Raw genomic sequence first — 17906 nt, 5'->3', positions numbered from 1 at the left:
TGAGCTTGACCTGCGATAAGACGGGATCCTGGCCGATGGTGTCGAAGAAGGAGCCGAGCCGGTCCACGTCAAACAGCTCGCGAGCCAGGGCCGAGGCCAGATCGAAGCGGAAGCCGTCCACGTGCATCTCCAGCACCCAGTACCGCAGGGAATCCATGATCAGCTGCAGGGTGTGCGGGTGCCGCACATTCAGGCTGTTGCCGGTGCCGGTGTAGTCCATGTAGTGCTGCGGATCATCGTCCACCAGACGGTAATACGCGGCATTGTCGATACCTCGGAACGACAGCGTCGGCCCGAATTCATTGCCCTCGGCCGTGTGGTTGTAGACCACATCGAGAATCACCTCGATGTCCGCGGCGTGCAGTGCCCGCACCATGGCCTTGAATTCGGTGACCGCCGCGCCGGGAGTCTTGCTCGCGGCATACTCGAGGTGCGGGGCGAAGTAGCCGAAACTGTTGTAGCCCCAGTAGTTTCGCAGTCCGCGATCGAGCAGGATGCGGTCGTGCAGGAACTGGTGCACCGGCATCAGCTCGACGGCGGTGATGCCCAGGCTCTTCAGATGCGCGACGATCGCCGGATGCGCCATGCCCGCATAGGTGCCGCGCAGCTCCGGCGGCACGTCCGGATGGGTGATGGTCATGCCCTTGACGTGGGTCTCGTAGATGACCGTCTCGTGGTACGGACGTTTGGGCGCGCGATCGTCGGCCCAGTCGAAGAACGGGTTGATGACAACACCGGTCATGGTGTGCCCGAGGGTGTTCTGGCCGTAGTTGTAGGGCCCGGCATCGGCCCCGAAATCGCCCTCGAACGCCTTGCCGTAGGGGTCGAGCAGCAGTTTGCTCGGATCGCAGCGCTGGCCGACGGCTGGATCGAAGGGTCCGTGTACGCGGAATCCGTACTGCTGCCCCGGCCCGATACCCGGCAGGTACGCATGCCAGACATAGCCGTCGACCTCGTCGAGGGGTATGCGCGTTTCGGTGCCCGAGCCGATCAGGCACAGCTCGACCCGCTTGGCGACCTCGGAGAACACCGAAAAGTTGGTGCCCACTCCGTCATAGGTGGCGCCGAGCGGATAGGCGGTTCCCGGCCAGACACCGAGCGGTGCCGTTTCGGTAGTCGCGCGAGCCATGCCCAGACCCTATCGGTCCGGATCGGCCCCCGAATCAGGTGCCCTCCGCCGGATCCGGCCGCCCACTGGTAACTTGAACGGCGTTCAAGCCATCGGCTCATGAAGGACATTCCGTGACGCCAGAAGAGATCACCGCCATCGACGCCGCACACGTGTGGCACCCGTACGGCGGATTTCCGGCCACCACCGAGCCGCTGGTGGTCGCCTCGGCCGCGGGCACCCGGCTCACGCTGGCCGACGGGCGCGAGCTCGTCGACGGGATGAGTTCGTGGTGGGCCGCGGTGCACGGGTATCAGCACCCGGTGCTGGATGCCGCCCTGCTCGCGCAGTCGCGGCGCATGAGTCACGTCATGTTCGGCGGGCTGACCCACGAACCGGCGGCACGGCTTACTCAACTGCTGGTCGAACTCACTCCGGACGGACTGGAGAAGGTGTTCCTCTGCGACTCCGGCTCGATATCGGTCGAGGTCGCGATCAAGATGTGCCTGCAGTACCAGCGCGCACTGGGCCGCCCGGAGAAGCATCGGCTGCTCACCTGGCGCGGCGGGTATCACGGTGACACCTTCACGCCCATGAGCGTCTGCGATCCCGAGGGCGGCATGCACGCCCTCTGGACCGACGTACTGGTCGAGCAGATCTTCGCGCCCGAACCGCCCAGAGACTATGAGCCCGAGTACGTCTCGGAGCTGGAGCGGCTGATCGCTGCGCACGCGGACGAACTGGCCGCCGTCATCGTCGAACCCGTCGTGCAGGGCGCGGGCGGTATGCGCTTCCACGACCCGCGCTATCTGTCCGATCTGCGCCGCCTGTGCGACGAGCACGGCGTGCTGCTGATCTTCGATGAGATCGCGACCGGATTCGGCCGCACCGGAACGCTTTTCGCCGCCGATCACGCCGGCGTCCGGCCGGATGTCATGTGTGTCGGCAAGGCGCTCACCGGCGGCTATATGACCCTCGCCGCCGCACTGTGTACCACCGAGATCGCGGAGACCATCAGCCGATCGCACGGCGGGCTCATGCACGGGCCGACCTTCATGGGCAATCCACTCGCCTGCGCGGTCGCGGTGGCCTCCGTGGAACTGCTGCTGTCCCGCGACTGGCAATCGGAAGTCCGCCGCATCGAATCCGAACTCGGCACGGGGCTGGCTCCGGCCCGCACTCTCCCCGGTGTCGCGGATGTCCGAATCTTCGGCGCCATCGGAGTGATCGAACTCGACCATCCCGTAGATATGCGTAAAGCAACCCACGCGGCAGTCGAATCCGGCGTCTGGCTACGGCCCTTCCGCAACCTGATCTACTGCATGCCGCCCTTCATCAGCACCACCGCGGACGTGCAGCGCATCACCGCGGCGATGGTCGCGGCCGCCGCGGTGTAAGCGGGCGCGATCTCAGAGTGCAGTGGTCCGAGAGGGGAACCGTCTGGTCTGAAGGTGCGCAGGGTGCTCCGGAGGGGCCTCTGCGTGAGGGCATGGTTCAGCCCCGGATGAGGTTGCCGGCGTTCGGAGCTGTGCCCTTGTGCTCCAGCCGGCGGTAACTCGGTGCGCGCCTCAGCTGCGGGCGCGTTTCTCCCGGACTCGATCGGGATTATCGCTGTCCGACAAGACTTCCCAGACGCGGAAAATGCAGTGGCAGTCGTCGGACCAGCCGCGGGCGATCAGCATGAAGGAGTCGCCGTCGCGAAGGATGGTGCGGCGGCTGATCAACTTCGGATGATCGGGGATGAACTTCGATACGAGGTCGGGAACTTTCGCGAGGGCTTGTTCGCGGGTGCCCACCACCTCGGTGAGGATCTTCGGGGACCAGGTCTTGCTCTCTCCGAAGCCGGTCGTCTGCTCGACCACTATTGCCCATCGTGGCATCGCGCAGCCTCCTTAGGGCTTCCAGCATAGCCCGCGCTATGCCTCCTGAACGGTGTTCAAGTATGCTGCCGAGCTGTGAGTGCCGATCCTTTGAGTTGGTTGGACGAGCGGGCCGCGCAGCGCGTGGACGCCGGACTGCGCCGAGAGCTACGCCCGCGCGCCCCCGAGACCGGGACCATCGACCTGGCCTCCAATGACTATCTCGGGCTGGTCCGCCATCCCGAGGTGATCGACGGCGCCATCGACGCGGTCTGCAAATGGGGCGCCGGCGCCACCGGTTCGCGTCTGGTCACCGGCACCACCGCCGAACACGAACTGCTCGAGTCCGAACTCGCCGAATTCGTGGGCGCCGAAGCCGGTTTGGTCTTCGCCTCCGGATACGCCGCCAATCTCGGTGCGGTCACCGCACTGGCCGGGCGGGGCACGCTGGTGGTGTCGGATGCGGGCAGCCATGCCTCGCTGGTCGATGCCTGCCGGTTGTCCCGGGCCCGGGTGGAGATCGCGCCGCACCGCGATCCCGCTGCCGTGGACCGAGTGCTGGGCGAGCGCAAGGAGGAGCGCGCGCTGGTGCTCACCGATTCGGTCTTCAGCGCCGACGGCGATCTTGCGCCGCTCGCCGAGCTGCATCGGGTGACCCGGGCCAATGGCGCGGTGCTCATTGTGGACGAGGCTCATGGCATCGGCGTGCGCGGCGACGGTGGCCGCGGGCTGGTGCACGAGGCCGGCCTTGCCGGTGAACCCGATCTGGTGATTACCGCGACGCTGTCGAAAGCGCTTGCCGCCCAGGGCGGTGCGGTGCTGGCCAGCGGCCGGGTCCGGGCGCACCTCATCGATTCCGCGCGCACCTTCATCTTCGATACCGGTCTGGCTCCGGCGGCCGTCGGCGCCGCCCGTGCGGCGCTGCGCGTACTGCGCCGTGATCCGGGTATGGCCGCTCGGGTACTGGCCAGGGCTGCCGATCTGGCTCGTATCGCCGGTGTGCCGCAACCGGATTCGGCCGTTGTCTCGGTCGTGCTCGGTGAGGCGCAGGTCGCCTACGATGCTTCGCAGGCGTGCCTTGCGCGCGGTCTCACGGTCGGCTGTTTCCGCCCGCCGTCGGTCCCCGAGGGCACCTCGCGCCTGCGGCTGACCGCGCGCGCCAACCTCACCGAGTCCGAGATCGCGACCATCGCAACGATTCTCAGCGAAGTGCTCGCCGAAGCGCGTGCACGTGAGGCGGTTTCGCAGTGACTCTGCTCTTCATCACCGGCACCTCCACCGATGTCGGCAAGACGATTGTCACCGCCGCCCTGGCTGCCACCGCCCGCGTGGCCGGCGCCGAGGTCGCGGTTGTGAAACCCGCTCAAACCGGTGTCGCTCCAGGCGAACCCGGCGACCTGGCCGAGATCACCCGCCTCAGCGGCATCACCCGCACAGTGGAGCTGGCCCGCTACCCGGACCCGCTGGCCCCCGACACCGCCGCCCGCCGCTGTGGCCAGCCGCTGCTCACCCTCGCCGAGACCGCCGCAGCGATCGAATCCTGCGCCGACGCCGACCTCACCCTCGTCGAGGGCGCAGGCGGCCTCCTGGTCCGCATCGGCGAATTCACCCTCCTCGACCTGGCGCAGAAGCTCGACGCCCCCGTCCTGGTAGTGGCCGCCGCCGGCCTCGGCACCCTCAATCACACCGAATTGACCACCCGCACCCTGCAATCCGCTGGTGTGCGCTGCGCGGGCATCGTCATCGGCTCCTGGCCCACCACCCCGGACCTGGCCGCCGAATGCAACCGCACCGACCTCCCCGCCCTAACCGGTATGGATCTCGTCGGGACTCTTCCCGCCGGTACCGGCTCGTGGTCGGCTCCCCAGTTCACCGCCGCCGCCCTTACCTGGTTCGACCCCGATTGGATCGCCCGCCACCTGCATCCCCTCGGCTAGCCACCAGATCGCTCGGCCACCGGGCTGTGGATGGCCGGACTACCTGTCGGACGCTCGGCCGACATTCGCAGCGGTCCGTTCGAGAGCGTGGCGTATGACGATGACGAGCTCATGATTTCCTAACGGTCCGGCTGACACGGTGTCGGTATGGATGAGTTGGCAGGTGCGGCGCATGTGCTGCGGCGCACTACGTTCGGGCCGTTCCCCGGAATGCCGGAGCGGCTTGCGGGGCGCGGGATCGACGGTGTGATCGATGCCGCGCTGTCGGCAGCGCCACTGGACCCGGGCACGCCGGTATTCGATGAAGATGCCGAGGTGGGGCCCGGGGGCCCGGCTGCGCACTGGCTGAAGCTGATGGCCGATCCGGCGGCCGGGGTGCACGAGAAGCTGGTGTGGTTCTGGCACGGGCACTTCACGTCCAGTCATGACAAGGTCGAGACCTGGGATCTGATGTGGCGGCAGCACTTGCTGTTTCGCCGGTATGCGCTGGGCAATTTCCGGGAGCTCGCGCATGCGGTCACCGTCGATGGCGCCATGCTGCAGTGGCTGGACGGTGCGGGGTCGCAAGCCTCGGCGCCGAATGAGAATCACGGCCGGGAACTCATGGAGCTGTTCACCCTCGGGCGCGGGAACTACGGGCAAGCCGATGTGAAAGCCGCTGCGGTGGCCATGTCCGGGTGGACCGTGGATGACAAGGGTGCGGTGCTGTACGACCGCGACTCCGGTAATCAGCAGGGTGTGCAGCTGCTCGGGCGGTCGGTGACAAATGCACACGATGTTGTCGATGCCCTCTGCGATCGGCCGGAGTGTGCGCGATTGGTGGCGGGGAAGCTGCATCACTATCTGGTCGGGGAGTGGGCGCCGGAGCAGCGGCTGGGGGAGTTGGCCGAGGTTTTCAGCAAGGCGCACTTGGAGATTCGCCCGCTGGTGCAGGCTATTCTCGGGCACCCGTCGTTCATGGCGGCGGTCCGCACTCGGCCTCGATACCCCGTCGAATGGGTGACGGCTGCGCTGGCGGTATGTGGAATCGACGATGCCGCACTGGCTTTCGACACCATGCGCCAGCTCGGTCAAGCGCCCTTCTATCCGCCGAATGTCGCCGGATGGCCGCCGGGTATGCGCTGGCTTGCGCCCGGGGAGGCGGTGGCACGGGCCGCGCTGGCCGTGGAAGCCCGGGCCATCGCCGAGATCGCCGGTGCGGCAGATCCGGTCGCCGCGGTCCTGGCTCGTGCCGGGATCTACGACGCGACCCCGGCCACCGTCACCGCGGCGCGGGATCTGGCCTTCGCACTTCGTCGTGATTCACAGCCGGCCGCGGCGGCGCTGCTGGCGCTGATGCTCACCGCACCCGAGTTCACGCTCGCTTGAGCGGGATTCGCTCGAACTGAAAGGAAGTTCATGGTCACGCTGGATCGTCGCACCATGCTGCGGGCCGGGCTCGGCGCGGGAGTGCTGACCGCGGCGGGTGGTGTTGCCGCGTACGAGTTGCGCAGGCCGGGATCGCCACAGCTGTGGCAGCCGCCCGCGCCACCGCGCGCAGCCGCGCCGCAGCATCGTCGCCTGCTGGTCATCGAAATGGCCGGTGGCAGTGACGGATTGTCGATGGCAGTGCCCTACACCAGCTCTCGCTATCGGGATCTGCGGCGCTCCACCGCCATTGCCGCCGACCGGGTGCATCCGATCGACCGCACAGTCGGGTTGCATCCGGAGCTGTCGCGGCTCGCGGCGGCGGGCGCATCGGTGATCGCGGGGGTGGGCATCACCAAACCCGATCTGTCGCACTTCGAAATGCTGCACCGCTGGGCTACCGGCGATCCCGAGGGGACTTCGGGTGTGCAGACCGGATTCCTGGGCCGCCTGTGCGATCGGCTCGGCGATCCGAGCTCGCCCGCGGTCGGGGTGGCGCTCGGAGTCGGCTCGGCGCCCGCGCTGGCCTGTGAGCATGTCACCACGTTGTCGGTGGACGCCGGAAACGACGGGCTGTTCCCGGTTTTCGACGATGACAATGTCCGCGACGCGTGGCTGGCAGCCCAGCGGGCCATGGCTCATCCGGATCGCGCCGATACCCCGCCGCTGGCCGCTGCACGCTCGGGTAGTGCTGCCGCCCTGCGCTTCTCGGATGTGGCGGCAACCCTTCCGGAAGCCGGGGCCGGGTATCCGGACAGCGACCTCGGCATCCAATTGCGTTTGGCCGCAAGACTGCTCGCCGATGACAATCACGGCTTGCGCATAGTGCACGTGCCCATGGGTGCCGACTTCGACACCCACACCGGGCATCCGGACCGCTACGCGAAACTCATGGCGGACCTGGATGCCTCGCTGGCCGCCCTGCGCCAGGATCTCGCCGCGCGCGGCATCGCCGATCGGGTGCTGATCGCCGCCTACAGCGAGTTCGGCCGCCGCGTTCCCGACAATGGTTCCGACGGTCTCGATCACGGTGCGGCCGGCACCGCGCTGCTGCTCGGCCCCACCCGGGCGGGCGTCTTCGGTGAACTGCCGAACCTGCGCACCCTCGACTCCGACGACAACCTCCGGGCAACCGTCGATATGACCGAGTACTACGCGACCATCGCCGAGAGCTGGTTCGGCATCCCCGCCACCGAGGTGCTGCCCGGCGCCCCACGCCCGATCCCCGGGGTCGTGGCCGCATGAGCCGGGCGGAATCGGATCGGTGATGTAATGGGACAAGTGCGAGTACTGGTGTGCGAGGACGATCTCCCCCTGGGCGACGAGGTCGCCGCCGGGCTGCGGGCCGCCGGGTTCGCGGTCGATCTGGCTCGGGACTACGCCGAGGCCGATCTCAAGATCGCGGTGAATCGCTACGACTGCCTGGTCGTCGATCGGGGCCTGCCCGACGGGGACGGTTTGGATCTGGTGCGTGCGCAACGGGAGTCGGGCCGGCGCACGCCGGTGCTGATGCTCACCGCCCGTGACGCGCTGGCCGACCGCCTCGATGGCTTCGCGAACGGGGCCGACGACTATGTGGTCAAGCCCTTCGCCATGGATGAGCTCACCGCTCGGGTGCGGGCGCTGTGCCGCCGCCAGGAATTGCCCGCGTCCACGCGCACCGAGATCGGCGATCTTGTCGTGGACCGGCCGCGCCGCCGCGTACATCGCGACGGGGTGCTGCTCACCTTGACGCCCAAGGAGTTCGGCGTACTGGAAATGCTCGCGGCACGCGCCGGGTCGGTGGTGACCCGCACCGATCTCATCGAATGCTGCTGGGATGAAATGGCCGAACCGGCCTCCAATGTGGTCGATGTGGTGATGACGCAGCTGCGCCGCAAGCTCGGCGACCCGCCGATCATCGAAACGGTCCGGGGTGTCGGCTTCACGATCGCCCCGCCACCGTGAAGCTCCCGCTCGTACGACCCCGTCGCCGGACCAGGAGTACGAGTCCGACAACCCTCGCGCAGCTGCGGCGCATGCGCTGGCTGTTGACCGGGCTGTTCACGGCGCTCACCGCTGTCAGTCTGCTTGTCCTCGGAACGGTCGCGGCCTCCATCGATTCCCATTCCAGGGATCGGGCACTCGACGACAGGGTCGATCGGGTCGTCACCGGACTGGCGCGCGTGGTGGCGTGGAACGACGACGGCTCCGTCGATCTGGAAACCCTGCACGAGGACGACCTCGCGCAGGGCACCTATGGCGTCGCGGTCATGGTGCGGGATGCGGACGGGCAGTGGCGCGAGCGGTTCGGGCATCGGCGCGCGGCGTTGCCGGCGGATCTGACCGGGCCCGCCACCGACGTTGCCACCGCGGAGGAGACCGTGCTGAGCACGCTGACCGATAGCACCGGGCATCCCACCCGGGTGGCGGCGGCTCCGGTGTGGGACAACGAAACTGTCATCGGCGCAGTGGTTTTCGCGGGCGCCGACCCGTCCGCCTCGATGGCCGATCATCGCCGCCTGGTGCTGGCCCTCGAATTCGGTGGGCTGGCGCTCATCGCGCTGGCGGCGCTGGCCGGGCATCTGCTGTCCGCGGTGAGCACCCGCCCGGCGGTGCGCATGCTCGATGAGCAGGAGCGCTTCCTGTCCGACGCCTCGCACGAATTGCGGACGCCGCTGGCCACCCTGCGGCTGTATCTCGATGCGGCCCTTCGCGATCCGGACGACACCCGGCGTGCCGTGACCGATGCCCGCGACCTCACTGATCGGATGGGTCGCCTGGTCGCAGGACTACTCGCGCGCACTCGCACCGAAACCGGGCTCACTGAGCTCGATGCGGAGCGGCTGCGGCTCGACCAGCTGGTCGAGGGTGTGGTCGCCGAAGTCGGTGTGCCTGGTATCGAATTGCGTACCGAACCGACTGTGGTGCAGGCGGATCCGGATCTGCTGGCGCTGGCGGTGCGCAATCTCGTCGACAATGCGCTGGTGCACGGCGGTACCCCGGTGGAGATCACGGTCGAGGATCACGCGGTCACCGTGCGCGATCACGGTCCGGGATTGGATCCGGCGCTGGCCGATCCGTTCGAGCGCGGCGCTACCGGTGCGGGCGGCAGGCACGGCATCGGACTGTCGCTCGTGCAGTGGGTGGCCCGGGCACACTCCGGTTCGGTGGCCATTGGATCCGCGCCGGACGGCGGCACACTGGCGACCCTCGTACTGCCCGCGCCACCACAGCTCTGACCTGCTGGTGTTCCCCTTCAACCCGCCGCGAAAGCCACCGCTGCGGCGTATGGTGGCGCGCGTGAACTCCACCCGCGTCGAGTGGTTCGTGAGTGCGCCTCGCCCGAATGTCTTTCGGGCGCTCCTGGATGCGCGTTCGGTACGAACCTGGATGGTCCCCGACGGGATGACCAGCCGCATCCACGAATTCGATCCGCGCGTCGGCGGTCGTTTCCGCATCTCCCTCACCTACGACGTGCCGACCGCCGCCGGTAAGACCTCCGCGCGCACCGATACCTTCCACGGGACGTTCGTGCGGCTGGTGTCGGATGCGGAGGTGGTCCAGAACGTCGAGTTCGAGACCGACAATCCGAGCCTGAGCGGCGAAATGACCATTACCTATTCGCTCTTCGCGGTTCCCGGCGGCACCCGGGTGATCGCCCGGCACGACAATCTGCCGCCCGGGCTGGCCCCGGACGACAATGAACTCGGCTTCCGTATGTCCCTCGCCAAGCTCGCCACCCTCGCCGAACAGGCGGCAGCGGACACGCCGAAAGTCTGAGCCGGGCGCGCGCAACGGCGGCGCGATCGGCCCTCGGGTGCCTATGGTGGATTGGTATGGCGTTGCCGGGCTATCCCTACCCGTCCACGGCCGCCGAGTACGACGATCGGCGGCGGCGCGCCCGCCTGCACGAAACCAGGCTGGGGCAGGGCTGGGTCCACCGGCGGCGAACCCGGCTGCTGTTGCTGCGACTGAGCCTGATTCCGCTGCTCATGCTGGGCATCTTCGGCCAGTACATGATGCTCGACGTCGCTCCGGAGCGGGCGCGGCTGGCGCGCACCGAACCGGCCGTCGTACCCATCGCCGGGCCTTCCAGCCCGCAGGCCGCTGATACCGCCGTCTTCGATCTGGTCGGGCTGGGGGTGCTCGACGCCACCGATACCGCGCGAGCGTTGCCGTCGCTGACCGCGCTGGGGTCGGTGTGGGCGGTGCGCTACGACAATGCCGGTATCGACACCAAGGTGATCGCCGACCTCATCGTGAAGGTCACCGAGGCGGGGAAGATGCCCAATGTGGTGCTCGTCGGGCACAGCATGGGCGGGGTGATCGCGCTCGAGGTCGCCAAACATCTGCACACCGGGAGCTCACGTCGAGTGCTCGGGGTGATCCTCGATTGCACACCCGTCGACCTGCACGCCGTGCGTCCCGAAAGCCGGGACCAGGGTGAAGAAATGGAACGCTGGATGGGCTGGATCCCCGGTGCGCGCGAGAGTCGCCTACTGCGCCTGGTCGTCGAAACCTATGCGCGCCACGAGAGTTACGTCGGGGGCGGGCAGTACGGCATTCGCTGGGACCGGTTCCGGTCGGCGGTGGCTCAGGTGCTGCGCGACAAGATCTTCAATACCGACGCCGCCAGCAACGGGCTGATCGAAGCCCAGTTCAAGGCCATTGTCGCGGGCGGCGCCATCGATGACCTGCGGGCGCTGGCGAAACCCGCGGGCAGTAAACCGCGCCCGGCCATTGTCTATATCCGCCCGCACGAAGGCTGGCGCGATCCGATCGTGGACGTCGAGTACTCCCATCGGGTGCTCATCGACCAGGTCGGCGGGGTGAACGGCACGCTGATGGTGGCGTTCACCCGGAACACCGAGCATGCCAATCCCATTCAGCGGCCGGTGGAGTACAACACGCTGATCGAGCAGCAGGTGGTGCCGTTCATTCAGCTGGTGCAGCGTGAATCGCTCACTGCCGCAGCATTGTCGGAGCATTGAGCTCGGGTCAGTGCACGGTGTCGTCCGAGGCGGGGCGAATGCTGGAGGCGGGCACCAGATTCCAGCGCTCCAGCTGCACCCGGACCTGTTCGGCGGCATCGATATTCAACGGCCCGCTGGTCCACAGGGCGTAGGGCAGGTTCAGGAAGCGGGATTGAGTGACCGCGCGCAGGTTGTGGATGCCGGGCTTGGACCGCAGCAGATCCACCTTCTGCTGGAAGGACTGCGGGGGATAGTCGACGAAGACAATCGCGTCCGGATCGGCCGCGACGAGGCGCTCCCAGGAGACCGCGGTCCAGGTGTCGGCGACATCGTCGAGGGCATTGCGGGCGCCGGCCGAGTCCAGAATCGCCTGGGGCGCACCGTATTTACCGCTGGAGAAGACGGTGTCGGAGGCGCTGTCGAAGAGGAAGACGGTGGGGCGGTGCTCCGGCTGCGGTGCTGCGCGCAGGGCGGTGAGGCGTCGATCCAGATCGGCGGTGAGTTCGGTGGCGCGCTCGGTGCGGCCGGTGATCGCGCCCAGATCGGTGAGATCGGTGTGCAGCGCGGTCCAGGCGTCGGTGATGCCGCGTTCGCCATCGGGGCGGCGGCAGCTCTCGGTGAGCACGTAGGGGGCGACTCCGGCGGCGCGCAGCGAATCCGGGGTGAGGTTGCCGGCCTCCGAATAGCCGTAGTTCCAGCCGGCGACCATGACATCGGGGCGCTGCGCGAGCACCGTCTCACGCGACGGGTAGTCGGGCGCAACGGAATTCAGCCGGTTCACGGCATCGCCGTAGTGGCGGCGCAGGGTGTCGGCATCACGTTTCAGGCTCGATACCGCGACCACCTGATCCTGCGCACCGAGCGCCAGCACCGTGGAGATCAGATTGCCGTCATTGACGAACATGCGCTGGGCGGGCGACGGGAATTTGGCGTCCGCGCCGCAATTGCGAACGGTCAGATTGCCGGTCGCGGCGTGCGGAGTGCTGCAGGCCGCCAGCGCGCCCGCCAGTGCCGTGGCCGCGACGATCCGGGAGAGTTGTTTCAAGACTGTGCCTTTCGCGCGGTGATCAGCAGATGTGGCTGACCGGTGTCCGGATGCGGAACCCGAATGGCGTGCACACCGAATACGGTGTCGAGAACCTCGGTCCGCAATGCGATATCGGGTGGTTCGAGCGGATGCGCGCGGCCTTCGCGCAGTACCAGCACTCGATCGCAGTACTGGTCGGCCAGTGCCAGATCGTGCAGGCTGGTGACCACGGTGCGATCCAATCCGCGTGCCAATTCCAGCAATTGCAGCTGATGGGTGACGTCGAGATGATTGGTCGGCTCGTCGAGCAGCAGCAGCGGCGTCTCCTGCGCCAGGGCCCGCGCCAGCAGCACGCGCTGCCGCTCACCCCCGGACAGCCGGCTCACCGCCCGCCCGGCGAACCCCGCCAAATCCACACTGCGCAAGGCATCTTCGATAATCCGCTGCTCATCGGGACCGCCCCCACCCCACGGCGGCAGATACGGCGTCCGCCCGAGCGCCACCAATTCCCCGACCAGCAAATCCTCCGACGCCGACTGATCCTGCGCCACGAATCCCACCCGTCGAGCCCGCTCCCGAGCCGAAAGCCCGTGCAGTTCCTGCCCGTTCACCACGACCTGCCCCCGCACCGGCTTCACCAGCCCCGCAAGCGTCCGCAACAGCGTCGTCTTTCCACTCCCGTTGGGCCCGACAATCCCCACCGTCTCCCCAGCCCGAACAGCAAACCCCACCCCCTCCACCACAGTCCGCCGCCCAGCCGCACAAGCCAACCCCCGCACAACCAGCGCATCCCCGTCTTTCAGCGCATCCCCGTCGCTTCGCGCACGTCTGTCGGCTGGCGCCCCCCGATCAGCCTCCGCATTCCCGCCGGTGAGCATCCCCTCGTCATCCCGGCGCGTTTTTGGCCGCGATCCACCGTTATCCGTCATGCCGCACCGAATCGGTAGCGTCGCCGGCCCATGAGGATGAGAAAGGCGGGTGCGCCGATCAGGCCGGTGAGAACGCCGACCGGAATCTCGGTGGGGCGCACCAGAACCCGGGTCGCGGCATCCGCAACTACCAGAAAGAACGCACCGCAGAGTGCGGCGGCGGGCAGCAGCGCACGATGCCGCGGCCCGACGAGCAGGCGCGCGGCGTGCGGCACCACCAGACCGACGAAGCCGATCCCACCGGAGACGGCCACCAGCACGCCGACGAGCACCGCCAGCAGCACGAAGAGCGCAATCCTCATCTCGCGCACGGGAACTCCCACCGAGGCGGCGGCATCCGCACCGAGATTGAGCGCGTCCAGCCAATTGGCGGCGACCAGCAACACCACCAGACTCGCCCCGACCACACAGGCGGGCAAGAGGATTCGCGTCCAATCCGCACCCGAGAGACTGCCCAGCAGCCAGAACAGCACCGACTGCGCGGCTGCCGGCTCACTGCTGCGGAAGATGAGATAGCTGCTGAGCGCCGCGAAAGCCGAGCCGAGCACAGTCCCGGTGAGCACCAATCGCAGCGGGGTCAACCCGCCCTGCGCCATGGCGATCAGGAATACCGCAGCGGCAGCGACCAACGCCCCCGCCAGCGCCCCGGTCGACAGCGCCCACAACCCGGCCCCGGCAAAAAGCCCCGAGGTAATCACGGCCGCCGCACCGACCCCGGCCCCCGAGGAAACGCCCAGCAGATACGGGTCCGCAAGCGGGTTGCGCACCAGTGTCTGCATGGCCGCCCCCGCCACCGCGAGCCCCGCCCCGACAATCGCGGCAAGCACGGTCCGAGGCACCCGCAACTGCCACACAATCGTGTCCAGCCCCAAGTCATCAGGCGCGATACCACTGACCCGCCGATGCAATACATCAATCACCGAATGCAGCGGCACAGTCTCCGCACCGAACCCGGTAGCGACCACCATGGCACCCAGTAAAAGCCCCCCGAGCAGGGGCAAGGCAATCGAAAGCCGAGCACGACTCATCGATGAAACTCCACAGGCAATGCGCGGCCTCTCCAGAGAACTCCATGGCAGGGGAGGTCTGACTCGCACCCGAAACCACCGGACGCTCACAGTGGCGCGACCGCTCCGGATTCACACCGGATTCCCGCACCTGCCAACAACAACCCCAAACCCTACCGCCCCGCCCGATAAGCCCGATTTGCTGGTCAATCGCCACCCCAGCACCCGGCCACAGGCCCCGCCCCCACCCCGACAGCACAGCCCGCGTCATATCCAGACAGCGCCAGGAAGCGCTGCCCCATACAAAGGCGGGCTGTTCGCTCCTGCTGAGATACGCGCGTGCCACCCGTCAGCCACGGCCGGCAGGCGGCACTTGTCTCTGATGAACATCTGGAGCCCGGAAGTCGAATCAGGCTGGCCGCCCAGATTGGAGTGCAGCGCCGTGTCTTGTCCAGCAGTGCTGCACATCGGCGGAACAGCCTTCGTCTTAGTCGAACAGCCCTCACCAGCGCTGTTTGATGCGAGGTGGCGCTGTTTGGTGCAGGGCAGGGGGCTCGGCGAACGCGAGTGCCGTCTGGATCTTGCCTGCGGTCGGCGGCACAGCGTTTGTCTCAGCCGAACAGCCTTTGCAAGCGCTGTTCGATGCGTGGGCGCGCTGTTCGGTGCCGCTGCGATGGGTCGGTGGGCGTTCAGTAGGTGGCGTGCGTCGCTGATCAACTGCTGCGGCCCGGAGGTCGAGTCAGGCTGTGGCGTGCGGGCTGTTGTGGAGTGAGAGCGGCCTGGTTGAGCGCGCTCGTGTTGGCGGCACAGCGTTTGTCTCGGCCGAACAGTGCGGAGGAGTGCTGTTCGATACGTGGGCGCGCTGTTCGGTGCGGCGGTGGGGTTAGCGAACTCGGGTGCCGAGGAGGTGGCGGACGCCGCTGATGAAGAGTTGGAGGCCGAAGTCGAAGCGGGCTGTGGCGTCGGGGGTGTCGTAGAGGGGGGAGGAATCTTCGGTGAGGGCGCCTACGGAGTCCATTTGCATGCGGGATTGTTCGTCTACCGTTTGGCCTAGGACGTAGTAGAGCAGGGTGTAGGCGGAGAGGTCGGCTTCTTCTCGGGTCATTCCTGCGCGGATTGCGGCGCCTGCCAGGCGTTCTCGGCCCTTGCTGGTGGTGAGCCTGGAAGCGTATGTGGCCGAGACCAATTCGGCGCCGTCGCGGTAGGCGAGCAGGCAGGAGCGCAGGCGGTGCGCCAATTCGGTGATCTGGCCGGACCATTCATCGGCCTCGACCGGCTCCTCCATGGGTGCGAGGACGCGGTCGCCGACGGCGCCGAGCAGTGCCTGCTTATTGGGGAAGTGCCAGTACAGCGCGCCGGGCTGCACATGCAGGGAACTCGCGAGCCGCCGCATGGTCAGATCGGCGAGTCCGTACTGATCGAGGATGGCGATGGCCCCATCGACCACGTCCGTGCGGTGCAGTTGCACTGAGATTCCGACCCCTTCGTGTTCCGGCTCACGTTCCGGACTGCTAGCCTACCCTGAACACCGTTCAAGTTGCTCGGCCACACCGGCCGGATGAAGGGATTCGCGCGCATGACCCAGGCAGCCGTCAGGACCGAAGCCGCAAGTGCGGCAGGCCAAGACATTCTGACGATCGCGCGCGAGCAGGTGCTCGAGCGCGGAGTCGCACTCAATCAGGAGCAGACCCTCGAGGTGCTCCGCCTCGGTGACGATCGGCTCGAAGAGCTGCTCGCCCTCGCTCACGACGTGCGCATGAAGTGGTGCGGCCCCGAGGTCGAGGTCGAGGGCATCATCTCGCTCAAGACCGGCGGTTGCCCCGAGGACTGCCACTTCTGTTCGCAGTCCGGCCTTTTCCAGTCGCCGGTGCGCGCCGCCTGGCTCGATATCCCGAGCCTGGTCGAGGCCGCCAAGCAGACCGCCAAGTCCGGCGCGACCGAATTCTGCATCGTCGCCGCCGTGCGCGGCCCGGATGCCCGGCTCATGGCGCAGGTCGCCGCCGGCGTCGAGGCCATTCGCAACGAGGTCGACATCCAGGTCGCCTGCTCACTCGGCATGCTCAACCAGGAGCAGGTCGATCAGCTCGCCGCCATGGGTGTGCACCGCTACAACCACAATCTCGAGACCGCCAAATCGCACTTCACGAAGGTGGTCACCACGCACTCCTACGAGGAGCGCTACGACACCCTGCGTATGGTGCGCGAGGCCGGTATGGAGGTCTGCTCCGGCGGCATCCTCGGCATGGGCGAATCCCTGGAGCAGCGCGCCGAATTCGCCGTGCAGCTGGCCGAATTGGAGCCGGACGAGGTCCCGCTGAACTTCCTCAACCCGCGCCCCGGCACCCCCTTCGGCGACCTCGAGGTGTTGCCCGCCTCCGATGCGCTGCGTGCCGTCGCGGCCTTCCGTCTCGCCCTGCCGCGCACCATTCTGCGTTTCGCGGGCGGTCGCGAGATCACCCTCGGCGACCTCGGCGCCAAGCAGGGCATCCTCGGTGGCATCAATGCCGTCATCGTCGGCAATTACCTCACCACTCTGGGCCGCCCCGCCGAAGCCGATATCGATCTTCTCGGCGAGCTCAAGATGCCGATCAAGGCCCTCAACGAATCCTTCTGAGCGCAGCGAGTCATCGGAAGCCGGTACCGTACATACAGGTACCGGCGCAGCTCGTCGAGGGCTGCACTTCACAGAAGCTGAGCACTGAGGTGGTCGTGGATATAGAGGAGCGCTACAACCCCTTCACAGGCAAGCGCGTGGTGCCGGGTCTGGAAGACTCCGTCCCCGCCGCTGCCGCACTGGGTTTGGAGCCGCCGCGGTTCTGTGCGAACTGCGGCCGCCGCATGGTCGTGCAGGTGAGCCCGGACGGGTGGTGGGCCAAGTGCTCGCGCCACGGCGTGCTCGACTCCAGCAGCCTGGAACACCGCTAGTGGCAACCACATTCACCGCTGCCGAGCAGCCCGGAGTGCGCGTCGGATTTCTGATGCGCGAGGCCCGCGCGGCAGCGGTGGTCTTCGCCGCCATTGTCGCGGTGAGCGCCCTCGCGGGCGTGGTGTGGGGATTTCTGGCGCCCGCCGAACAGTTGCTCGTGGTCGATCCCGATCGCGGCGCCGCGCTGACGGGGGAGAGCGCCCACCGTTTCGACGCGGTCGCCATCTTCGTACTCATCGGGCTGGTGACGGCGGTCCTCACCGCGGCTGCCGGCTGGCGCTGGCGGCGGGCCCGCGGACCACTGCTGCTGCTCGGCCTGCTGGGCGGCTCGGCGCTGGGCTCCTCGGTCATGCGCTGGGTCGGCGAAGCGGTGGCGCAGGAGCGGCATACGCGACCGCCGCATCCGGCCGTGCACACCATCGTGGAGTTCGCGCCGACGGTCGAGGGCTGGCCCGCACTACTGGTGCAACCCTTGGTCGCGGCGCTGGTGGTGCTGATTCTGGCGGCGCTGAGCACCACCGATGATCTGGGCACCGGACATCACCTGCCATTCGGCGAGAACCCGCCGGAACCGGCCGACTTCGCGCCCGGTCAGTTCGGCTCCGACATCACCTACGGGCCCTACGACGGCACCCAGCCCTTCGGCCCGCGCGCCCCGGTGGTGCCGTTCAGTCCCTCCGACCCGGTACCGGAGACCGATCGCGCGAACTGAAAATCGCTGGAGCTTCCCGGCGATTCTCCCTACCCTGAG

The 17906-nt window shown here is 67.7% G+C and carries 18 protein-coding genes; 12 read left to right on the top strand and 6 right to left on the bottom strand.

Features of this window, described 5'->3' with window-relative positions; translation table 11 throughout:
- Positions 1–1129: glycogen debranching protein (locus JWN03_RS12255; RefSeq protein WP_297613852.1), on the bottom strand; the 1129-nt coding region annotated here is incomplete at its 3' end.
- 113 nt (positions 1130–1242) lie between these two features.
- Between JWN03_RS12255 and JWN03_RS12250 the strand changes: the two genes are divergently transcribed.
- The gene (locus JWN03_RS12250; RefSeq protein WP_297613851.1) at positions 1243–2505 is read left to right on the top strand and encodes an adenosylmethionine--8-amino-7-oxononanoate transaminase; all 1263 of its coding nucleotides are present in this window, start codon (positions 1243–1245) and stop codon (positions 2503–2505) included.
- A 171-nt stretch (positions 2506–2676) separates the two neighbouring features.
- Here the strand turns inward: JWN03_RS12250 and JWN03_RS12245 are convergent, their stop codons facing one another.
- Positions 2677–2988 (bottom strand): hypothetical protein, encoded by a 312-nt coding sequence (locus JWN03_RS12245; protein WP_297613850.1) that lies wholly within the window; start codon positions 2986–2988, stop codon positions 2677–2679.
- 75 nt (positions 2989–3063) lie between these two features.
- Here JWN03_RS12245 and JWN03_RS12240 point away from each other — a divergent pair, with 75 nt between their 5' ends.
- From JWN03_RS12240 to JWN03_RS12205, 8 genes are all read left to right on the top strand, one after another.
- Positions 3064–4218 carry an 8-amino-7-oxononanoate synthase gene (locus JWN03_RS12240; RefSeq protein ID WP_297613849.1) on the top strand — a complete coding sequence of 385 codons (1155 nt, stop codon included), beginning with the start codon at positions 3064–3066 and terminating at the stop codon, positions 4216–4218.
- Positions 4215–4904 carry a dethiobiotin synthase gene (gene bioD / locus JWN03_RS12235; RefSeq protein WP_297613848.1) on the top strand — a complete coding sequence of 230 codons (690 nt, stop codon included), beginning with the start codon at positions 4215–4217 and terminating at the stop codon, positions 4902–4904. Before JWN03_RS12240 ends, bioD begins: the two co-directional genes overlap by 4 nt.
- Before the next feature lie 147 nt (positions 4905–5051).
- On the top strand, positions 5052–6272 hold the full coding sequence (locus JWN03_RS12230; protein ID WP_297613847.1) for a DUF1800 family protein: 1221 nt from the start codon (positions 5052–5054) through the stop codon (positions 6270–6272).
- A 30-nt stretch (positions 6273–6302) separates the two neighbouring features.
- Positions 6303–7556 carry a DUF1501 domain-containing protein gene (locus JWN03_RS12225; RefSeq protein WP_297613846.1) on the top strand — a complete coding sequence of 418 codons (1254 nt, stop codon included), beginning with the start codon at positions 6303–6305 and terminating at the stop codon, positions 7554–7556.
- 27 nt (positions 7557–7583) lie between these two features.
- A complete protein-coding gene (locus tag JWN03_RS12220; RefSeq protein ID WP_297613845.1) occupies positions 7584–8258 on the top strand; it encodes a response regulator transcription factor in 675 nt (224 codons plus the stop codon).
- Between the two features lie 71 nt (positions 8259–8329).
- Positions 8330–9532, top strand: a complete 1203-nt coding sequence (locus JWN03_RS12215; RefSeq protein WP_297613844.1) for a sensor histidine kinase — start codon at positions 8330–8332, stop codon at positions 9530–9532.
- 61 nt (positions 9533–9593) lie between these two features.
- The gene (locus tag JWN03_RS12210; RefSeq protein ID WP_297613843.1) at positions 9594–10073 is read left to right on the top strand and encodes an SRPBCC family protein; all 480 of its coding nucleotides are present in this window, start codon (positions 9594–9596) and stop codon (positions 10071–10073) included.
- A 56-nt stretch (positions 10074–10129) separates the two neighbouring features.
- On the top strand, positions 10130–11284 hold the full coding sequence (locus tag JWN03_RS12205) for an alpha/beta hydrolase (RefSeq protein WP_297613842.1): 1155 nt from the start codon (positions 10130–10132) through the stop codon (positions 11282–11284).
- Between the two features lie 7 nt (positions 11285–11291).
- On the opposite strand, the gene JWN03_RS12200 is transcribed toward JWN03_RS12205, so the two are convergent.
- The 4 genes from JWN03_RS12200 to JWN03_RS12185 form a co-directional block, all read right to left on the bottom strand.
- The gene (locus JWN03_RS12200) at positions 11292–12311 is read right to left on the bottom strand and encodes an ABC transporter substrate-binding protein (RefSeq protein ID WP_297613841.1); all 1020 of its coding nucleotides are present in this window, start codon (positions 12309–12311) and stop codon (positions 11292–11294) included.
- On the bottom strand, positions 12308–13024 hold the full coding sequence (locus JWN03_RS12195) for an ABC transporter ATP-binding protein (protein WP_297613840.1): 717 nt from the start codon (positions 13022–13024) through the stop codon (positions 12308–12310). Before JWN03_RS12195 ends, JWN03_RS12200 begins: the two co-directional genes overlap by 4 nt.
- A 194-nt stretch (positions 13025–13218) precedes the next feature.
- The gene (locus JWN03_RS12190) at positions 13219–14250 is read right to left on the bottom strand and encodes a FecCD family ABC transporter permease (RefSeq protein WP_297613839.1); all 1032 of its coding nucleotides are present in this window, start codon (positions 14248–14250) and stop codon (positions 13219–13221) included.
- A gap of 862 nt (positions 14251–15112) precedes the next feature.
- Positions 15113–15697 (bottom strand): TetR/AcrR family transcriptional regulator C-terminal domain-containing protein, encoded by a 585-nt coding sequence (locus tag JWN03_RS12185; RefSeq protein ID WP_297613838.1) that lies wholly within the window; start codon positions 15695–15697, stop codon positions 15113–15115.
- A gap of 108 nt (positions 15698–15805) precedes the next feature.
- Between JWN03_RS12185 and bioB the strand changes: the two genes are divergently transcribed.
- From bioB to JWN03_RS12170, 3 genes are all read left to right on the top strand, one after another.
- Positions 15806–16843, top strand: coding sequence for a biotin synthase BioB (gene bioB / locus JWN03_RS12180; RefSeq protein WP_297613837.1), 1038 nt, complete (start codon positions 15806–15808; stop codon positions 16841–16843).
- 95 nt (positions 16844–16938) lie between these two features.
- On the top strand, positions 16939–17154 hold the full coding sequence (bsaP, locus tag JWN03_RS12175) for a biotin synthase auxiliary protein BsaP (protein WP_297613836.1): 216 nt from the start codon (positions 16939–16941) through the stop codon (positions 17152–17154).
- The gene (locus JWN03_RS12170) at positions 17154–17867 is read left to right on the top strand and encodes a DUF2567 domain-containing protein (RefSeq protein WP_297613835.1); all 714 of its coding nucleotides are present in this window, start codon (positions 17154–17156) and stop codon (positions 17865–17867) included. Before bsaP ends, JWN03_RS12170 begins: the two co-directional genes overlap by 1 nt.
- Positions 17868–17906 lie beyond the last annotated feature (39 nt).

This window comes from Nocardia sp. (genome assembly GCF_025465275.1).
In the GTDB taxonomy this organism is placed as follows: Bacteria; Actinomycetota; Actinomycetes; order Mycobacteriales; family Mycobacteriaceae; genus Nocardia.
This window is presented reverse-complemented; position numbering and strand designations above follow the sequence as displayed.

Excerpts from the sequence above, each read along its gene's own strand:
- JWN03_RS12245 (WP_297613850.1), bottom strand. The coding sequence starts at position 2,988 with ATGCCACGATGGGCAATAGTGGTCGAGCAGACGACCGGCTTCGGAGAG.
- JWN03_RS12230 (WP_297613847.1), top strand. The coding sequence starts at position 5,052 with ATGGATGAGTTGGCAGGTGCGGCGCATGTGCTGCGGCGCACTACGTTC.
- JWN03_RS12225 (WP_297613846.1), top strand. The coding sequence starts at position 6,303 with ATGGTCACGCTGGATCGTCGCACCATGCTGCGGGCCGGGCTCGGCGCG.
- JWN03_RS12220 (WP_297613845.1), top strand. The coding sequence starts at position 7,584 with ATGGGACAAGTGCGAGTACTGGTGTGCGAGGACGATCTCCCCCTGGGC.
- JWN03_RS12215 (WP_297613844.1), top strand. The coding sequence starts at position 8,330 with ATGCGCTGGCTGTTGACCGGGCTGTTCACGGCGCTCACCGCTGTCAGT.
- JWN03_RS12205 (WP_297613842.1), top strand. The coding sequence starts at position 10,130 with ATGGCGTTGCCGGGCTATCCCTACCCGTCCACGGCCGCCGAGTACGAC.
- JWN03_RS12190 (WP_297613839.1), bottom strand. The coding sequence starts at position 14,250 with ATGAGTCGTGCTCGGCTTTCGATTGCCTTGCCCCTGCTCGGGGGGCTT.
- bioB (WP_297613837.1), top strand. The coding sequence starts at position 15,806 with ATGACCCAGGCAGCCGTCAGGACCGAAGCCGCAAGTGCGGCAGGCCAA.